The 18,708-nt window shown below is 58.3% G+C and carries 17 protein-coding genes; all 17 read left to right on the top strand.

All coding sequences use genetic code 11. The features are described 5' to 3' along the window. Window positions 1–99 precede the first annotated feature (99 nt). Window positions 100–540, top strand: a complete 441-nt coding sequence (locus tag LT85_RS24080) for a MerR family transcriptional regulator (protein ID WP_038494145.1) — start codon at window positions 100–102, stop codon at window positions 538–540. A 99-nt stretch (window positions 541–639) separates the two neighbouring features. Next, window positions 640–1,824 carry an isovaleryl-CoA dehydrogenase gene (locus LT85_RS24075; RefSeq protein ID WP_038494142.1) on the top strand — a complete coding sequence of 395 codons (1,185 nt, stop codon included), beginning with the start codon at window positions 640–642 and terminating at the stop codon, window positions 1,822–1,824. Between the two features lie 107 nt (window positions 1,825–1,931). After that, entirely contained in the window at window positions 1,932–2,873 is a 942-nt protein-coding gene (locus tag LT85_RS24070) for a pyridoxal-phosphate dependent enzyme (protein WP_038494140.1), read from the top strand. Beyond that, a complete protein-coding gene (gene aceK, locus LT85_RS24065; RefSeq protein WP_081992861.1) occupies window positions 2,873–4,645 on the top strand; it encodes a bifunctional isocitrate dehydrogenase kinase/phosphatase in 1,773 nt (590 codons plus the stop codon). The genes LT85_RS24070 and aceK overlap by 1 nt, the downstream gene beginning before the upstream one ends. Before the next feature lie 190 nt (window positions 4,646–4,835). After that, on the top strand, window positions 4,836–6,032 hold the full coding sequence (locus LT85_RS24060) for an acetyl-CoA C-acetyltransferase (RefSeq protein WP_038494138.1): 1,197 nt from the start codon (window positions 4,836–4,838) through the stop codon (window positions 6,030–6,032). Window positions 6,033–6,201: 169 nt separating this feature from the next. Beyond that, window positions 6,202–6,807 carry a 2-hydroxychromene-2-carboxylate isomerase gene (locus LT85_RS24055; protein ID WP_038494136.1) on the top strand — a complete coding sequence of 202 codons (606 nt, stop codon included), beginning with the start codon at window positions 6,202–6,204 and terminating at the stop codon, window positions 6,805–6,807. Beyond that, complete coding sequence (locus LT85_RS24050) at window positions 6,804–7,214, top strand: YchJ family protein (RefSeq protein WP_038494134.1); 411 nt, start codon at window positions 6,804–6,806, stop codon at window positions 7,212–7,214. Before LT85_RS24055 ends, LT85_RS24050 begins: the two co-directional genes overlap by 4 nt. 42 nt (window positions 7,215–7,256) lie before the next feature. After that, window positions 7,257–8,951, top strand: a complete 1,695-nt coding sequence (locus LT85_RS24045; protein ID WP_038494131.1) for an AMP-binding protein — start codon at window positions 7,257–7,259, stop codon at window positions 8,949–8,951. Between the two features lie 54 nt (window positions 8,952–9,005). Beyond that, a complete protein-coding gene (locus LT85_RS24040; protein WP_038494129.1) occupies window positions 9,006–10,628 on the top strand; it encodes a carboxyl transferase domain-containing protein in 1,623 nt (540 codons plus the stop codon). A gap of 48 nt (window positions 10,629–10,676) precedes the next feature. Beyond that, on the top strand, window positions 10,677–11,600 hold the full coding sequence (locus LT85_RS24035; RefSeq protein ID WP_038494127.1) for an alpha/beta hydrolase family protein: 924 nt from the start codon (window positions 10,677–10,679) through the stop codon (window positions 11,598–11,600). Continuing rightward, on the top strand, window positions 11,597–12,112 hold the full coding sequence (locus LT85_RS24030) for a DinB family protein (protein WP_156117629.1): 516 nt from the start codon (window positions 11,597–11,599) through the stop codon (window positions 12,110–12,112). Before LT85_RS24035 ends, LT85_RS24030 begins: the two co-directional genes overlap by 4 nt. Next, entirely contained in the window at window positions 12,109–12,894 is a 786-nt protein-coding gene (locus LT85_RS24025) for an enoyl-CoA hydratase/isomerase family protein (protein WP_038494124.1), read from the top strand. The genes LT85_RS24030 and LT85_RS24025 overlap by 4 nt, the downstream gene beginning before the upstream one ends. A 107-nt stretch (window positions 12,895–13,001) precedes the next feature. Then, entirely contained in the window at window positions 13,002–14,273 is a 1,272-nt protein-coding gene (locus LT85_RS24020) for a cytochrome P450 (RefSeq protein WP_038494122.1), read from the top strand. Beyond that, on the top strand, window positions 14,266–15,516 hold the full coding sequence (bioF, locus tag LT85_RS24015; RefSeq protein WP_038494120.1) for an 8-amino-7-oxononanoate synthase: 1,251 nt from the start codon (window positions 14,266–14,268) through the stop codon (window positions 15,514–15,516). The genes LT85_RS24020 and bioF overlap by 8 nt, the downstream gene beginning before the upstream one ends. Next, a complete protein-coding gene (gene bioA, locus LT85_RS24010; protein ID WP_038494116.1) occupies window positions 15,509–16,879 on the top strand; it encodes an adenosylmethionine--8-amino-7-oxononanoate transaminase in 1,371 nt (456 codons plus the stop codon). Before bioF ends, bioA begins: the two co-directional genes overlap by 8 nt. Next, on the top strand, window positions 16,872–17,627 hold the full coding sequence (gene bioD / locus LT85_RS24005) for a dethiobiotin synthase (RefSeq protein WP_038494112.1): 756 nt from the start codon (window positions 16,872–16,874) through the stop codon (window positions 17,625–17,627). Before bioA ends, bioD begins: the two co-directional genes overlap by 8 nt. Before the next feature lie 34 nt (window positions 17,628–17,661). Then, window positions 17,662–18,708, top strand: a complete 1,047-nt coding sequence (gene bioB / locus LT85_RS24000) for a biotin synthase BioB (RefSeq protein ID WP_038494110.1) — start codon at window positions 17,662–17,664, stop codon at window positions 18,706–18,708.

Raw genomic sequence — 18,708 nt, 5'->3', positions numbered from 1 at the left:
GGTGTTTTCATTTTTCGTCAGCGCGCCTACAATGTGCTTTACGTTAACGTTAACTGCCATTGTACTTAAACCAGAAATTTTTGTTCCGCCAACCTGACTATGCCGACTTACACCATCACCGAACTGGCCCGCGAATTCGATATTACCCCGAGGGCGATCCGCTTCTATGAAGATCAGGGTTTGCTCAGCCCGTCGCGGGATGGCGCCGGCGGCCGCAACCGGGTGTATGCCGGACGCGAGCGTACCCGTTTGAAGCTGACCTTGCGCGGCAAGCGCCTGGGTTTGACTTTGTCGGAAATCAAAAGCTTGGTCGATATGTACGATTCCCCCAAGGATTCGGCGCCGCAGCTGGAGCTGTTCCTGCAAGTGCTGGCCCGCCACCGCGAGCATCTGGAGCAGCAGCGAGAAGACATCGAAGTGACGCTGGAAGAAATTACTGCCCACGAGGATGAATGCCGGCGCTTGCTGAATAGCGGCGAGCTAAGCGATCACGGCGCAGTAGCGGCAGTCAGCCAAAAGGGTGGCGCGGACGCATTCTGATTCAAACAAGCCTATCCACCAGAAACACGAAAGCCACAAGCAGGTTTCTGTCATTTTTCGTGGATAAAAATATTTTATGAAGAAAATCAAGGAGACAACATGATTCATCTACCCGGCCTGACCTTTGATCACGGCGAAGACATCGACGCCCTGCGTAGCGCCATTCAAGAATTCGCCGCTGCGGAAATCGCTCCGCGCGCCGCCGAGATCGACCGCAATGACCAGTTTCCCATGGATCTGTGGAAGAAAATGGGCGACCTCGGCCTGCTCGGCATCACCGCCGAAGAAGAATACGGCGGCAGCGGGATGGGCTACCTGGCGCATATTATCGCCATGGAAGAAATCTCGCGTGCGTCAGCTTCGGTCGGCTTGTCGTATGGCGCGCACTCGAATCTGTGTGTGAACCAGATCAAGCGCAACGGCAATGCTGAGCAAAAAGCCAAGTACCTGCCGAAACTGATTTCCGGCGACCATGTCGGCGCCCTTGCCATGTCCGAGCCGAACGCCGGTTCTGACGTCGTCAGCATGAAGCTGCGCGCCGAGCTGAAGGGGGATCGCTGGGTCCTCAACGGCACCAAGATGTGGATCACCAACGGTCCTGACGCCGATGTGCTGGTGGTCTACGCCAAAACGGATATCGAAGCCGGCGCCCGCGGCATGACCGCTTTCCTGATCGAAAAAGGCTTCAAGGGTTTCAGCGTCGCCCAAAAGCTGGACAAGCTCGGCATGCGCGGTTCGCACACCGGCGAGCTGGTATTTCAGGATTGCGAAGTACCGGCTGAAAACATACTGGGCGGCCTCGGCAAGGGCGTCAATGTGCTGATGTCCGGCCTGGACTACGAGCGCACCGTTTTGTCCGGCGGCCCGCTTGGTATCATGCAAGCATGCATGGATGTGGTGGTGCCGTATGTGCATGACCGCAAGCAGTTCGGCCAGTCCATCGGCGAATTCCAGCTGATGCAGGGCAAATTGGCTGATATGTATTCGACCATGATGGCTTGCAAGGCATATGTATACGCTGTGGGCCAGGCTTGCGACCGCGCCAAGACGCCGGCAGCAGCCCGCGCTTTGCGCAAGGATGCGGCCGGAGCGATCTTGTATTCGGCGGAAAAGGCAACCTGGATGGCGGGTGAAGCGATCCAGGCGCTGGGCGGCAACGGGTATATCAATGAATATCCGGTGGGACGCCTGTGGCGCGACGCCAAGCTGTATGAAATCGGTGCCGGCACCAGTGAAATCCGCCGTATGCTGATCGGCCGGGAATTGTTTGCGGAAACACGCTGATTAACCCGGTAACAGAGGGATTGCAGCCTGGCTGCGTAAATTGTAAGGTGTTTTGCAATCCCCCTGATTGGTGGCACAATTAAAAAATAGGCAACAGCGTTAAGAACATGACTTCATTGCATATTCACACCGCATTACTGCGACATCCGCAACTTTCCGTCGCACTCGACAAGCAAGTGTTGCTGAAGATGGAAAACACCCAGCCGGCCGGTTCCTTCAAGCTGCGCGGCATCGGTCTGCTATGCCAGCGCGCGGTGGCCGGCGGCGCCAGCCACCTGGTATGTCCGTCGGGCGGCAACGCGGGTTTTGCCGCGGCGTTCGCCGGTGCTGCGTTAAACATCAAAACTACCATTGTCGTTCCTGAGACTACAGCAGCCCAGGTTTGCCAGCGCATTCGCGATATCGGCGCAGAGGTGATTGTCCACGGCGGCGTCTGGGACGAAGCTAACCAGCGCGCACTGCAACTGTGCGAGCAACCCGGCAGCGTCTATATTCCGCCTTTCGATCATCCAGACATCTGGGACGGCAACGCCACCATGATCGATGAAGCGGTGCTGCAGGCAAAGCAGCTTGGCGTTGAATTCGATGTTGTCATCTGTTCGGTCGGCGGCGGCGGTTTGATGAGCGGCGTGTTGAGCGGCCTGCACCGCAACGGCTTGTCGCATATCCCGTTGCTTGCAGCGGAAACCGAAGGCGCAGCTTCACTCAACGCGGCCGTACGCGCGGGCGAGCTGGTGAGCTTGCCGGCGATTACCTCGATTGCGACCACGCTCGGCGCCAAGCGCGTGGCGGCAGAATGTTTCGCCTGGACCCAGCGCCATGAAGTCCATAGCGTAGTAGTCAGTGACGCCCAGGCAATTGCTGCAACGTTGGCGTTTGCCGATGAAATGCGGACTTTGGTCGAGCCGGCTTGCGGCGCGGCGCTGGCCGTCGCCTACCAGAAATTACCCGTGCTGGCGGCTTATGAACGGCCGCTGATTGTGGTCTGCGGCGGCATCGGCGTCAGCCTGGCGGCGCTGGCCGGCTGGAAGGAGCGGTTCGGCCTGTGATTACGTCTGCAAACTTTCCGAAATTATTGTCGTCGCAGATCGCTTTCGATACTGCGCGCATGATCTTGGACGGTTTCGACAAGCACTACCGTTTGTTCCGCGCAGCCAGCGTGCTGGCCAAGCAGCATTTCGAAGCGGCCGACTGGAAAACCGCCCAGCTCGCCGCACGTGAACGTATCGGTTTCTACGATGCCCGGGTGCGCGAATGCGTGCAGGCGTTGGAAGACGAGTACGACCAGGATGACTTGACCGATGAGGTCTGGCGCGAAGTCAAACTGCACTACATCGGCATGCTGACCTATCACAAGCAGCCGGAGCTGGCGGAAACCTTCTTCAATTCGGTCTGCTGCAACATCCTGCATCGCACCTATTTCCATAACGATTTCATTTTCGTGCGGCCGGCGGTATCGACCGAATACATCGATACCGACGAAGCGCTGCCGACTTACCGGGTGTATTACCCGGCCAAGGACGGCCTGCACTACACGCTCAAGCGCCTGATCACCAATTTCCAGCTGCAACGGCCGTTCGCCGATCTCGAGCGCGATGTCACGCTGGCCGAAGATCGTATCCGCCAGGCCTTCGGCGACACGCCGCTGGAGCCGAACCATCAGATCCAGGTGCTGGCGAATGCGTTCTACCGTAACAAGGGCGCGTACGTGGTCGGCAAGATGATCAACGGCCCGCGCGAATATCCGTTCGTGGTGCCCATCCTGCACGACAGCGACGGCAAATTGGTGCTGGATGCGGTGCTGTTCGATAACAAGATCCTGACCGTCCTGTTTTCTTTCACGCGCGCCTACTTCATGGTCGATATGGAAGTGCCGTCGGCCTACGTGCAGTTTTTGCGCAGCCTGCTGCCGAACAAGCCGCGCAGCGAAATCTATACCATCCTGGGTTTGCAAAAACTCGGTAAAGCACTGTTTTATCGCGATTTCCTGCGCCATCTGCGGCATTCCTCGGACAATTTCGAAATCGCTCCCGGCATCCGCGGCCTGGTGATGGTGGTGTTTGCCCTGCCGTCGTTTCCCTATGTGTTCAAGGTCATCAAGGATTATTTCCCGGCGCCCAAGGAAACCACCAATGCGCTGGTCAAGGAAAAATACCTGCTGGTCAAATATCACGACCGGGTCGGACGCATGGCGGATACCCTGGAATATTCCAGCGTGGCTTTCCCGCGTGCCCGCTTTGCCGACGAATTGCTGGCCGAACTGAAGCTGGTGGCGCCTTCGGTGGTGGAAGAAGAAGGCGATGAAATAATCATCAAGCACCTGTATATCGAACGGCGCATGGTGCCGCTCAATATCTACCTGAGCAACGCCGAGAAAAACGACGACCAGGCCGCGCTGGAGCATGGCATCACCGAATATGGCAATGCCATCAAGGAACTGGTGGCCGCGAATATTTTTCCGGGCGACATGCTATACAAAAATTTTGGCGTGACGCGTCACAACCGTGTCGTGTTTTACGACTATGATGAGATTGAATACATTACCGACTGCAATTTCCGGACGATCCCGCAGCCGCGCAATGAAGAAGATGAAATGTCGGCCGAACCCTGGTATTCGATCGCCAAAAACGATGTCTTTCCAGAACAGTTCGGTGTATTTCTTCTCGGAAATCAAAACGTGAAGAAGTATTTTATCAAGCACCACGCCGATTTATTAACCCAACAATATTGGCAGCAGCACAAGCAGCACATACTGGAAGGCCATTTCGACGATGTCTTTCCTTATCCACAAGAATGCCGTTTTAGCCATGTATCCGGTTAAACGTTAGGCAGTAGTAGAAACAACAACACTGACAGCGCAGCAGTTTCAATGTCGGCATCAGTTTTATTTGGAATTTTATTTTTTGACCAACCAGGCAGCAAAGCCGTTTCAGGGCATGGCAGACGGATGCAAGTGACTCCCGAAGCGACCCCGCAGCGGTTTACAAGTTGTCGTAATCTGGAGAAGCAACATGAATGACCCAATCGTTATCGTCGGTGCAGCACGTACTCCAATGGGTGCGTTTCAGGGTGATTTTTCGGCGTTGACCGCCAGTGATCTGGGCGCCGTGGCGATCAAGGCCGCGGTAGAACGCGCAGGCCTGAAGCCGGAGCAAGTCGATGCCGTGTTGTTCGGCAATGTGCTGCAAGCGGGCCAGGGCCAGGCGCCGGCACGCCAGGCAACCATCAAGGCCGGCTTGCCGGTCGCAACGACCGCCGCCACCATCTCCAAGGTGTGCGGTTCGGCAATGCAAGCCACCATGTTCGCCTTCGACGGCCTGCTGGCGGGAACCAATGAAGTGGTAGTTGCAGGCGGCATGGAATCGATGACCAACGCACCATACCTGATCCCGAAGGCACGCGGCGGCTACCGTATCGGCCACGGCATGATTTTCGACCACATGATGCTGGATGGCCTGGAAGATGCGTATTCCAAAGGTGAAACAGGCGGCGGCCGTTCGATGGGTACTTTCGGCGAAGAATGCGCCGCCAAATACCATTTCAGCCGTGCCGACCAGGATGCATTCGCCATCGCTTCGGTGCAGCGCGCGCAGGCCGCTACCGCCGACGGTTCCTTCAAATGGGAAATCGCGCCGGTGACCGTTACCAGCCGCGCCGGCGAAGTCGTGATCGACAAGGATGAAGGTCCGCAAAAAGCCAAGATCGACAAGATCCCTTCCTTGCGCGCAGCGTTCAAGAAAGACGGCACCATCACAGCCGCTTCATCGTCCTCCATCAACGACGGCGCCGCAGCATTGGTGCTGATGCGCGAATCGACTGCGAAGAAACTCGGCTGCACGCCGATCGCCCGCATTCTCGGCCATGCCAGCCACTCGCAAGAACCGGAATGGTTCACTACCGCTCCCGTCGGCGCGATTGAAAAGCTGTACAAGAAAGTCGGCTGGAAAAACAGCGACGTCGACCTGTATGAAGTCAATGAAGCGTTCGCCGTAGTGCCAATGGCGGCAATGAAAGAACACGACATCCCGCACGACAAGATCAATGTCCACGGCGGCGCCTGTGCTCTCGGCCATCCAATCGGCGCTTCCGGCGCACGCATCATCGTCACCTTGCTGGGCGCATTGAAGGCTAAAGGCCTCAAGCGCGGTGTGGCGTCGCTATGTATCGGCGGCGGCGAAGGCACCGCGATTGCCGTCGAACTGGTGTGATGGCCTGCAGCCGTACTTGCTATGGCTGCAACGCAAGCAGTAAATAAGTAATAGCAAACAAGTTGACAAGTTGTAAACCGATCAGCGTTTTTCCGTGGAATCTCCACGGATTCACGCTGATCTTTGTTATCTGACTTCATGAATTGCGATTTAAACAAGGTGCAAAAAGATGGCCGCAGCAATTGATTTCTACTTTGATTTTTCTTCGCCCTACGGTTACTTCGCTGCCACCCGCATCGATGAACTGGCGGCAAAATACAAGCGCGATGTCGAATGGCATCCGATCCTGCTCGGGCCTGTGTTCAAGACCACTGGTTCGGTACCCCTGCCGCAAGTACCGATCAAAGGCGATTATTCGTTTCACGATTTCGAGCGCAGCGCGCGTTTTCACGGTATTCCCTATAACCGTCCGAGCGCCTTTCCGATTTCGACCCAGGCAGCGGCACGCGCCGTGCTGTGGGTGCGCGGCAAGCAAGGCGAGGACAAGGCCAACAAATTCGCCAAGCAGATTTACAAGGCGTACTTCGTCGATGGCGTCAATATCGGCGAACCGATGCACCTGCTGGAAGTCGGCCATCACAGCGGCGTCGATACTACCGGCCTGATGGAGGGCATCAACAGCCTGCCGATCAAGAACCAGCTGAAAGCGGAAGTCGACCTGGCGATGGCGCGCGGCGTGTTCGGCTCGCCGTTCGTGATTGTCGACGGCGAATCGTTCTGGGGTTTCGACCGTTTCGACCAGCTTGAAGCATTTATGAGGGATGGCAAGATTTGACGGCTGCAATCATTGACTGCCCTTGTGGCGGCGGCAAATACGCGCAGTGCTGCGGCCGCTATCACAATGGCGATGACGTAGCGCCGACTGCGCTGGCGCTGATGCGCTCTCGCTACAGCGCCTACGTGATGGACCTTGGCGACTATCTGTGGGTAACCTGGCATCGCAGCACCCGGCCGCAGGAATCCATCGTGGCGGAAGCCGGCGTCAAATGGCTGGGGCTGGATGTACGCAGGCATGAAGCAGACGGCGACAGCGCGACAGTAGAGTTCGTCGCACGCTACAAGATCGGCGGCCGTGCCGAACGTTTGCACGAAGTCAGCCGCTTTGTGCGTGAGTACGAAACCGGTGCGGATGGATTGCCGCGCTGGTTTTATGTCGACGGCAGTTTTCCCGGAAAAAAATAAAAATCGCGGAAAACATCAGCAACGCTAACAGGGGACAGGACCATGGCAAATTTGAATTCCAGTATTGATCGCGGCAGGCAGGATACGCCGCTGATCGAACAGACTATCGGTCATTTTTTTGACGACATGGCGGCACGCGTTGCCGACAATGACGCGCTGGTATCGCGTCATCAAAAAATCCGCTTCAGTTATCGCGCCTTGCAACTTGAAGCGCGCCGCCTGGCCAGCGCCATGCTCAAGCTCGGCCTGCAGCCAGGTGACCGCATCGGCATCTGGTCGCACAACAACGCTGAATGGCTGCTGACGCAACTGGCGACCGCCTATGCCGGCATCGTCCTGGTGAATATCAATCCCGCCTATCGGGTCAGCGAGCTGGAATATGCGCTCAACCTGGTCGGCTGCAAGGCGTTGATATCGATGACCAGTTTCAAGACCAGCGACTATCTGGAAATGATCCGCACCTTGGCGCCGGAACTGGCGACTGCCAAGCCTGGCGAATTGCAGGCTGCCCGGCTGCCAACGCTCAAAACGGTGATCCAGCTCAGCAGCGACGTTGTGCCGGGCATGCTGCGCTTTGCCGACCTGGTAGCCGGCGGCGATGCCGATGATCCGCAGCTGGCCGTTATCGGCGCAACCTTGCGCGCCACCGACCCGATCAACATCCAGTTCACCAGCGGCACCACCGGCTTTCCGAAAGGCGCGACGCTGACGCATCGGAATATCCTCAACAACGGTTTTTTCATCGGCGAAGCAATGAAGCTGACCGCCGCCGACCGTCTCTGCATTCCGGTCCCGCTGTATCACTGCTTCGGTATGGTGCTGGGTAATCTGGCGTGCCTGACGCATGGCGCCGCCATCGTTTATCCGAATGATGGCTTCGAGCCGCTTTCGGTATTGCAGGCAGTGCAGGAAGAGCGCTGCACCGGTCTGCATGGTGTACCGACCATGTTCATTGCCGAACTGGATCATCCGCGTTTTGCCGAGTTCGATCTGTCGACGCTGCGCACCGGCATCATGGCCGGTTCGCCCTGTCCGATCGAAGTCATGAAACGCGTGGTGCGCGACATGCATCTGGAGCAGATCACGATCGCCTACGGCATGACGGAAACCAGCCCGGTCAGTTGCCAAAGCATGACTGACACGCCGCTGGAGAAACGGGTCTCGACGGTCGGCACGGTGCAGCCGCATTTACAGGTAAAAATTGTCGATCCGGAATCCGGCGAGATCATGCCGATCGGTAGTTCCGGCGAATTGTGCACTCTAGGTTATTCAGTGATGCACGGTTACTGGGGCGACGCAGAAAAGACGCGCGAAGCGATCGACGATGAAGGCTGGATGCATACCGGCGACCTGGCGGTGATGGACGCCGAAGGGTATGTCAACATCGTCGGCCGCATGAAGGACATGGTGATACGCGGCGGCGAAAACATCTATCCGCGCGAGATTGAAGAATTTCTGTACCGCCATCCGGCGATCCAGGACGTGCAGGTGGTTGGTGTGCCCGATCCGAAATACGGTGAAGAACTGTGCGCCTGGATTATTTTGCGTCCTGGGCAAAGTGCGGATGAACAATCGGTGCGCGATTTTTGCCAGGGCCAGATTGCGTATTACAAGGTGCCGCGTTACATCCGTTTTGTGGATGCCTTTCCGATGACGGTCACCGGCAAGATACAAAAATTCAAGATCCGTGAAGCGATGAAGGATGAGTTGCATCTCAACGATATCCATACCGCCTGACGACAGATCCGCAGATCAAAAAATCATATCAGAGACACATAAAAGGACATTGCAATGCCCCAGTTAGAAAGCAAGCTGAATCCACGTAGTGAAGAATTCCAGCAAAACGCCAGCGCCCTCAATCTGCTGGTTGACGACCTGCGCCAGAAAGTCGCGCAGATCGCCGAAGGCGGCGGCGAGGCCGCGCGCAACAAACACGTCGCGCGCGGCAAGCTGCTGCCGCGAGACCGGGTGCAGATGCTGCTCGACCCGGGCACGCCGTTCATGGAATTTTCCCAGCTTGCCGCCTACCATGTCTACAAGGACAAGGATGGCAGTGACGCCGCGCCGGCGGCCGGCGTGATTACCGGCATCGGCCGCATCGCCGGCCAGGAATGCGTGGTGGTCTGCAATGACGCCACCGTCAAAGGCGGCACCTACTATCCGCTCAGCGTCAAAAAACATCTGCGCGCGCAGGAAATCGCCGAGCAGAATAATCTTCCCTGCATCTATCTGGTCGATAGCGGCGGCGCCAACCTGCCGAACCAGGATGAAGTATTTCCAGACCGCGACCATTTCGGCCGCATCTTCTACAACCAGGCCAACCTGTCGGCCAAGGGCATTCCGCAAATTGCAGTGGTGATGGGATCGTGCACCGCCGGCGGCGCCTACGTGCCGGCGATGAGCGACGAGTCCATCATCGTCAAGAACCAGGGAACGATTTTCCTGGCCGGGCCGCCGCTGGTGAAAGCTGCTACCGGCGAAGTGGTCAGCGCCGAGGACTTGGGCGGTGGCGATGTGCATACGCGCCTTTCTGGCGTAGCGGATCATCTGGCGCAAAACGATATGCACGCATTGTCGCTGGCGCGCACGATCGTCTCCAACCTGAACCGCCAGAAACCGCAAGGCCCCTTGTTGCGCCAAGTGGTGGAACCCAAGTATCCGGCGCATGAACTGTATGGCGTGATTCCGGTGGATACCCGCAAGCCTTTCGATGTGCGCGAAGTCATCGCGCGCGTTGTCGATGGCAGCGAATTCGACGAATTCAAGGCGCGCTATGGCACCACGCTGATTTGCGGTTTTGCGCATATCTACGGCATGCCGGTCGGAATCATCGCCAATAACGGCATCTTATTTTCGGAAGCGGCGTTGAAGGGCACGCACTTCATCGAACTCTGCTCGCAGCGCAAGATTCCGCTGGTATTTCTGCAAAACATCACCGGCTTCATGGTAGGCCGCCGCTACGAAAACGAAGGCATCGCTCGCAACGGCGCCAAGATGGTGACAGCGGTGGCCACCACATCGGTGCCCAAGCTGACGGTCATCATCGGCGGCAGTTTCGGCGCCGGCAACTACGGCATGTGCGGCCGTGCGTACTCGCCGCGCTTCCTGTGGATGTGGCCTAACGCCCGCATTTCGGTGATGGGCGGCGAGCAGGCCGCCGGCGTGCTGGCGACCGTCAAGCGTGATGGCATCGAAGGCAAGGGCGGCAGCTGGAGCGCCGATGAAGAAGAAGCCTTCAAGAAACCGATCCGCGATCAGTACGAACATCAAGGCCATCCGTACTACGCATCCGCACGCTTGTGGGATGACGGCGTGATCGATCCTGCCGATACCCGCAAGGTGTTGGGCCTGGGCCTGAGCGCTGCCTTGAATGCGCCGATAGCCGAGACAAAATTTGGTGTGTTCCGGATGTAAACCAATAGTCAGGCCGGAGAATAAAACAGAGTTAATTGAGAGCCGATCATGGACCAATCTACACCGTCATATGTCAAACGGACAGCGCCTGCCATCATGCGCTGCGTGGTTGTATGCCTGTGTGTATCTATTGGCCATGTTTCGGCGCAGCCTCTGGTGCAGGATTTGAACGAAACGATTACCAAGCTGCCGGTGACAGTCAAGAATTTATATGGCCGTAGCGTCACCGGGGATATCATCGTGACGCAATTCAAGCCGGCCGGCCTCGGACCGTTCCCGTTGGTTATCATCAATCATGGCCGCAGCGCTACCGACCGCAGCAAGCCTGCGCGCTTTCGCTATATCCAGCAGGTGCGTTTTTTCACCGAGCGCGGCTTTGCGGTGTTCGTGCCGACACGGCTTGGCTATGGCGATACCGGCGTAGAGCCTGATCCTGAAGACAGCGGCGGTTGCAATCAAAAGGACTATGCGCCCATGGCAGAGGCGGCCAGTACGGAAGTACTGGCGGTGCTCGACTACGCCAAACGGCAGTCTTACGTGAATCCCGAGCGCGTGTTGCTGGTCGGCCAATCGGTCGGTGGTTATGCCACCACGGCTACGGCAGCCAGGATGCCGCAGGGCTTGGTGGCAGCAATCAATTTTGCCGGCGGCGCCGGCGGTGACCCGGACAAACATCCGGGCGTGCCTTGCCAGGGCGGCAAGCTGGAGAGCATGTACGGCCAGTTCGGTAAGAGCAGCAAGGCGCCGATGCTGTGGATATATACCGAAAACGATTTGTTCTTCGGCCCCAAATACAGCCAGGAATGGTATGCCGCTTTTACCAAGGCCGGCGGCCAGGCTGAATACAAACTGATGCCAGCCTTTGGCAAGAACGGTCATTTGCTGTTCTCGTCGGGGACCAATGTGTGGACGCCGGTGGTTGCCGATTTTCTGGGCCGGGTGGGATTTCCTGCGGAGCCAACAGGTAAATGATGCAAAGTTATTTTGAATCGCTGGCCAGCTACCATGTCTGGGCCACTGCGAAAATACTGAAACATGTCGATGCTATCAGCGAGGAGGAGTATCGCCGCGATTGCGGACTGTATTTCGCTTCGATCCATGGCACGCTTAACCACATGCTGGTTGGCGAACGCAATTGGTACGCCCGCATTGCAGGGGAAAATTCCAGCATAGCCCCGCTTGACGCAGAACTTGAAAGCCGACGCGATGTGCTTGGCCAAGCCCTGAGTGCGGCATCCAAGCGTTGGGGGGACTGGTTAAGCACGCATCCGCAACAAAAATACGACGGCGATTTGCGATACACACGAGCGTCCGGAGAGCACGCCGTTGCACCATTCGTGGCCGTGCTTGGCCACATATTCAATCATGCCACGCATCACAGGGGGCAGATTACGGCAGCATTGACCGCCATGGGCCATCAATGTCCGGAACTCGATTTTATCTATTGGGCGATAGCCACGCAGCAAACGGAGAAGAACCAGTGACTTATCAGACTTTGGCAATACAACAGGCGTCGCAGGTCGCCACCATTACTCTCAACCGCCCTGAAGTGCGTAACGCCTTCAATGAAACCATGATCGCGGAAATCACCCACGCTTTCCTGGAGCTTGGCCGTAGCGTCGATGTACGGGCAATTGTGCTGGCCGCCGATGGTCCGGCATTTTGCGCTGGCGGCGATCTTAACTGGATGAAGGCGATGGCGGATTACACGCCGGAGCAAAACCGCGCCGATGCAGCGCAGTTGGCGAGCATGCTGCGCACCATTTATCAATGCCCCAAGCCGGTGATCGCCAGAGTGCAGGGCGATTGCTATGCCGGCGGCGTCGGCCTGGTTGCCGCCTGCGATATCGTGGTGGCGGTGGAGGCGGCGCAGTTTTGTTTATCGGAGGTGAAAATCGGCTTGATCCCGGCGACCATTTCGCCTTATGTCATCAAGTCCATCGGCGAGTCTGCCTCGCGCCGTTACTTTATTACGGCTGAGCGCTTTTCCGCCGATGCTGCGCAGCGGCTCGGCCTGGTGCACGAGGTGACCAGCGCCGAGAAACTTGATGAAGGCGTTAATCTGTTGCTCAAGGCCCTGCTGTCAGCAAGCCCGAACGCAGTCACCGAAGCCAAGCGCCTGGTGCGCGCGATTGCGGGCCAGCCGTTGACGGAAGTTCTGATCGCCGACACGGTCGAGGAGATCGCAAAAATCCGCGCTTCCACCGAGGGACGGGAGGGTGTGCGGGCGTTTCTGGAGAAACGTAAACCATCCTGGCTGTTGTGATCGAACGGTGATTGGATGGCGATCGAGGGGTGATTGCGCCGCGATCACATACAATCTCGTCCTTGCAGAGACGTTTTTGCCCAAGTAAGTGCTGAAAATGATATCAAATGATTAACGAAGCTTTCTTGAACGACCCCTATCCCGCGTATCACGCCCTGCGTGCCGAAGGCGCGTTGCATTGGAGCCCCGAGTTCTGCGGCGGCGCCTGGCTGTTGACCGGCCACGCCGATGTCGCCAGCGTGCTGCGCGACCCGCGCTTCTCGGTGCGGCGCGCCGGCGGCTGGGCCAATAGCAGCGGGCCGGGAGCTTTGAACGAATTGCGTGAATTCAAGCGCATTTTTTCGCGCTCGCTGTTGTTCGTCGATGCGCCCCAGCATACGCGGCTGCGGCAGGTCATGAACGCAGGTTTCAAGCCGGCGGCCTTGCAAGAACTTGCGCCGCAGATACAGATTATCGTCGACCGTTTGCTGGATGACATTCTGTCAAAAGCGGGAACAACTGCGAATGGGCAGTTTGCCGAATTCGACTTCATGCACGATTTCGCCCGTCCGCTGCCGGCCCTGGTCATCGCCAGCATGCTAGGCATCGCCGCTGAAGACCGCAGCGAATTCGTTGCCTGGTCCGACGATATCGCGGCATTCATCGGCAGCCCGACGCCGACGCTGGACATCGCCCGCGCGGCCCAGGTCAGCCTGATTGCGATGAATGACTATTTCCGCCAGCTGCTGCCGCAACGGCGCGCAGCGCTGGGCGACGACCTGATGAGCCAGCTGATCCGCGCCGAAGCGAACGGCGGCATTATCACCACCAAGGAATTGCTGGCGCAATGCTGCACCTTGCTGTTCGCCGGCCATGAAACCACGCGTAACCTGCTCGGCAACGGCATGCTGGCGCTGCTGCAGCATCCACAACAATGGCAAGCCCTGCAAGCTGCGCCGTCTTTGCTGCCTTCGGCGTTAAAGGAATTACTGCGTTTCGACAGTCCGGTGCAATACACCGGCCGCCGTCTGAAGGTCGACGTCGAAATGCACGGCCAGCTGATGAAGAAGGGCGACCTGGTGATACCGCTGATCGGCGCCGCCAATCGCGACCCCGCCAAATATACGGATCCGGACCGGCTCGACATCCAGCGCAATGAGGGAGCGCATCTGTCATTCGGCTACGGTCCGCACGTCTGCATCGGCGCTACGCTGACTTATCTGGAAGCGGAAATCGCCATGCGCAGCGTGATGCAGCGCCTGCCGCAACTGCGTCTGGCAAGCGCTACCCAGTCGTGGGGCGTCAACGCGGTATACCGTAGCCTGAACGCCTTGTCTCTGCAATTTTCACCTCCTGCCCCGGCTGCAGAATCACCGGTAGTGGAAGCCGACTATGCCTGAGCTGCTGAACCAGATTCGCGAGCAACTGGCGGCGCTGCAAGAGCAAAAGCTGTTGCGCAAGCGCCGGATCGTCGATGGTCCGCAAGGACCGTTGCTGGAGGTCGATGGCCGCCAGTACCTGGCTTTTTGCAGCAACGATTATCTCGGCCTGGCCAATCATCCGGCCTTGCATGCGGCAGCGCAGGCCGGACTGGATAAATATGGCGTCGGCGCCAGCGCTTCGGCGCTGATCAGCGGCCACACCAGCGTGGTCGAGGAACTGGAACTGGCGCTGGCTGAATTCGTCGGCATGCCGCGCGCGCTGCATTTCTCGACCGGCTACATGGCCAATATGGGCACCATTCCGGCACTGGTCGGGGCCGGTGACGTGGTGTTCTCGGATCGCCTCAACCATGCGTGCCTGATTGATGGCGCACGTTTGTCGGGCGCGCAGTTCCGTATTTATCCGCACGGCGATGTCGCCAGGCTGGAACAGCTACTGGCGAAGAGCAATAGTTCGGGCAACAGCCCGCGCAAACTGGTAGTCACCGACGCCATCTTCAGCATGGATGGCGATATCGCGCCGCTGCCGGAGCTGTTGGCCTTGTGCGAAAAATACGATGCCTGGCTGCTGGTCGACGATGCCCATGGCTTTGGCGTGCTAGGCCCGCAAGGACGTGGCAGCGTGGCGCATTTCGGTTTGAAATCGGAGCGCATCCTGTACATGGGTACGCTGGGCAAAGCCGCCGGCGTGGCCGGCGCGTTCGTCGCCGGCGATGCGATCCTGATTGAATGGCTGTTGCAACGCGCGCGTACCTACATATTCACCACGGCCAGTCCGCCGATGCTGGCGAGCGCCTTGCTGGCGGCAGTCAAGGTGATGCAGACGGAAGACTGGCGGCAACAACATTTGCAACAACTGATTGGGCGCTTGCGCAGCGGCCTGGCCGACTTGCCATGGCCTTTGCTGCCATCGGAAACGGCGGTACAGGCCTTGATCGTCGAAGATAACCAGCTGGCGCTGGATTTGATGGAAGGTTTGCGCGCGCTGGGTATCTGGGTGCCTGCGATCCGTCCGCCGACTGTACCGAAAGACACGGCGCGCCTGCGCATATCGCTATCGGCGGCGCACAGCAATGAACAAATAGATCAACTGATCAGTGCATTGCACACGGTGGCAAAACACGCGCTGGCGAAAAACGCACTTACGAAAAAATACACTGCTGCGGAAACGCCCGGCATGACAAGGAGTACCGTTGAATAAAAAACCACTCGCACCTCAACCGGATCTGGTTCAGCGCAGCCTGAACAGCGTCTGGCATCCGTGCACGCAAATGCAGCACCATGAATCGGTGCCGCTGATTCCGGTCAGCCGCGGCCGCGGCGCCTGGCTATACGATACGGAAGGTAAGCGTTACCTGGATGCGATCAGTTCCTGGTGGGTTAATCTGTTTGGCCACGCCAATCCGCGCATCAACGCCGCCTTGAAGGATCAACTCGACCAGCTGGAACATGCGATGCTGGCCGGCTTTACCCATGAACCGGTGGTGCAGCTGTCGGAACAACTGGCAGCGCGCACCGGCCATGTGCTGGGACATTGTTTCTATGCGTCGGACGGTGCGTCGGCAGTCGAGATCGCATTGAAGATGAGTTTTCACGCCTGGCGCAATGCCGGTTACGGCGACAAGCAGGAATTCGTGTGTCTCAAAGGCAGTTATCACGGCGAAACCATCGGCGCGCTGGCGGTCACCGATGTGCCGCTTTTCCGCGATGCCTATGGTCCCATGTTGAGACAGGCGCACGTGGTGGCCTCACCCGATGCGCGCGCTGCCCGTGACGGTGAAAGCGCCGCCGACGTCGCTCATCGCGCTGCATCGACGCTGGAAAAGCTTCTGCAACAACGCTCCAGCCACATCGCCGCCGTGATCATCGAACCGCTGGTGCAATGCGCCACCGGCATGGCGATGCACGATCCGGTGTATTTGCGCGAGTTACGCGCCTTGTGCGACCGCTACAAGGTGCATTTGATTTTCGACGAGATCGCGGTCGGCTGCGGCCGCACCGGCACCTTCTTCGCATCCGAGCAGGCCGCTGCTGCTGGGGAGCCGCCGGTCTGGCCGGATTTCCTGTGCCTGTCGAAGGGCATCAGCGGCGGCTATCTGCCATTGTCATTGGTGATGACCCGCGACGAGATCTACCAGGCTTTCTACGATACCGATGTTGCGCGCGGTTTCTTGCATTCGCATTCCTACACTGGCAATCCGCTGGCATGCCGCGCCGCATTGGCGACGCTGGCGATTTTCGAGGAAGACGACGTGCTGAACGCCAATCGCCACCGGGCGGAAAAAATCACCGCAGCGCTGGCGCCATTGGCGCAACACCCGAAAGTAAAACACTTCCGCCAGCGCGGCATGATCTGGGCCTTCGACGCCGTGATCGATAGCAAGGCGCAGGCAGCAACCTTTTCACGGCGCTTCTTCAGCAGCGCCGTCGAGCACGAATTGTTGATGCGGCCGATCGGCAAGACCGTGTATCTGATGCCGCCGTACATTCTTGACGACGAAGAAATCGCTTTGCTGGGCGCGCGTACTGCCGCTGTGTTTGAAAGTGTGATCGGCCATGACTGACGCTAACCTGGATCAACAAAAAGTCGCCTGGTTCATCGCCGGCACGGATACTGAAATCGGCAAAACCCTGATCGCCGGTGCGATGTTGCACGCGCTGACTGAAACCGGCGTGCGCAGCGCAGGTATGAAACCGGTCGCCGCCGGTGCAGAATTGCGTGATGGCGTCTGGCACAACGACGATGCAGACATTTTGGCTGCTGAAGGCAGCGTGGCGCTGCCACAGGAGTTGACGACGCCGTACCTGCTGCGCCAGCCGACCGCGCCGCATATCGCCGCCACACATGAAGACCGCATCATCGAGATACCGCACATTCTTTCATGCTATCAGCAGCTCACCAAGCTGGCGGATGCACTGGTGGTCGAAGGCGTCGGCGGCTTCCGGGTGCCGCTCAACGATCATCAGGATACTGCCGATCTGGCGCAACAGCTTGGCTTGCCAGTGGTGCTGGTGGTCGGTTTGCGGCTAGGCTGCATCAGCCATGCGTTGTTGACGGTTGAAGCGATCGCCGCGCGCGGCTTGCAACTGGCTGGCTGGGTGGCCAACACAGTCGACGTCCACATGCTCAACGGCGACGCCAATATCGCCGCGTTGAGCAGCCGCATAAACGCACCATTTCTAGGCCACGTGCCGCGCATGGATCCACTGCCTGCCAAGGCGCTGGTCCGGACGGCAGCGAGCCATTTGAATTTCTCATGCTTGCCGGGGTGGCCTGAATCCAGGTCAGGACTACGCCGCAGCCACTCTTAAACCTATTGCCTCAATATACAAAGGAAATCTGATCATGTCATCGCAACCAATTACATTCCAGCCCGCCGCTAAAGCCATGGTGTTTCCGGAAGATGCAAAATGGCCGGTACAAAAAGTACTCGACCTGTTCAACCTGCCGTTCAATGAACTGATCTTCAAGGCGCAACAAGCGCATCGCGAAAATTTCGATCCTAACGAAGTCGAACTGGCCACGCTGTTGTCAATCAAGACCGGCGGCTGTCCGGAAGATTGCGGCTATTGCCCGCAAGCGGCGCGTTACGATACCGGGGTGACCGCGCAGAAGATCCTGCCGCTGGATACCGTGCTGGAAGCTGCGCGCCAAGCCAAGGCGCATGGCGCCACCCGTTTCTGCATGGGTGCGGCCTGGCGTGAGCCGAAAGACCGCGATCTGGAAAAGGTCGAAGAAATGGTGCGTGAAGTCAAGGCGCTCGGCCTGGAAACCTGCGCCACGCTGGGCATGCTGGGCGAAGGCCAGGCAGAACGCCTGAAGGGCGCGGGCCTCGATTACTACAATCACAATCTCGATACCGCACCGGAAATCTACGGCGACATCATCACCACGCGCGATTACCAGAACCGCCTGGACACGCTCGACAGCGTGCGCGGCGCAGGTATCAAAGTGTGTTGCGGCGGTATCGTCGGCATGGGTGAATCGCGTTTGCAACGCGCAGGCCTGGTGGCGCAGTTGGCCAACCTGGAGCCGTATCCGGAATCGGTGCCGGTCAACAATCTGGTGCAGGTTGAAGGCACGCCATTGCATGGCATTGCGCCGCTCGACCTGTTCGAGTTCGTACGTACTGTCGCGGTCGCGCGTATCACCATGCCGAAGGCGCGCGTGCGTTTGTCGGCAGGTCGCCGCCAAATGGGCGATGCGATTCAGGCCCTGTGCTTCCTGGCTGGCGCGAATTCGATTTTCTACGGCGACAAGCTGCTGACCACCGGTAATCCGGAAGTCGAAGAAGACCGCGCCCTGTTGGAAAAGCTGGGCATGCATTCGCGTTCGTCGACCTTCGATGCGCGTTGCGAAGTGACCGCCGACAACAACACCCAACCACAATAA

Source organism: Collimonas arenae, from assembly GCF_000786695.1.
Lineage (GTDB): Bacteria > Pseudomonadota > Gammaproteobacteria > Burkholderiales > Burkholderiaceae_D > Collimonas > Collimonas arenae_A.
Note: the sequence above shows the minus strand (reverse complement) of the source record. Positions and strands in the feature narration are given on the sequence as shown.

Coding starts and splice junctions, on each gene's coding strand:
- LT85_RS24030 (WP_156117629.1), top strand. CDS start 11,597: ATGATGCAAAGTTATTTTGAATCGCTGGCCAGCTACCATGTCTGGGCC.
- LT85_RS24020 (WP_038494122.1), top strand. CDS start 13,002: ATGATTAACGAAGCTTTCTTGAACGACCCCTATCCCGCGTATCACGCC.
- LT85_RS24055 (WP_038494136.1), top strand. CDS start 6,202: ATGGCCGCAGCAATTGATTTCTACTTTGATTTTTCTTCGCCCTACGGT.
- bioD (WP_038494112.1), top strand. CDS start 16,872: ATGACTGACGCTAACCTGGATCAACAAAAAGTCGCCTGGTTCATCGCC.
- LT85_RS24040 (WP_038494129.1), top strand. CDS start 9,006: ATGCCCCAGTTAGAAAGCAAGCTGAATCCACGTAGTGAAGAATTCCAG.
- bioB (WP_038494110.1), top strand. CDS start 17,662: ATGTCATCGCAACCAATTACATTCCAGCCCGCCGCTAAAGCCATGGTG.
- LT85_RS24080 (WP_038494145.1), top strand. CDS start 100: ATGCCGACTTACACCATCACCGAACTGGCCCGCGAATTCGATATTACC.
- LT85_RS24075 (WP_038494142.1), top strand. CDS start 640: ATGATTCATCTACCCGGCCTGACCTTTGATCACGGCGAAGACATCGAC.
- LT85_RS24035 (WP_038494127.1), top strand. CDS start 10,677: ATGGACCAATCTACACCGTCATATGTCAAACGGACAGCGCCTGCCATC.
- bioF (WP_038494120.1), top strand. CDS start 14,266: ATGCCTGAGCTGCTGAACCAGATTCGCGAGCAACTGGCGGCGCTGCAA.
- LT85_RS24070 (WP_038494140.1), top strand. CDS start 1,932: ATGACTTCATTGCATATTCACACCGCATTACTGCGACATCCGCAACTT.
- LT85_RS24060 (WP_038494138.1), top strand. CDS start 4,836: ATGAATGACCCAATCGTTATCGTCGGTGCAGCACGTACTCCAATGGGT.
- LT85_RS24045 (WP_038494131.1), top strand. CDS start 7,257: ATGGCAAATTTGAATTCCAGTATTGATCGCGGCAGGCAGGATACGCCG.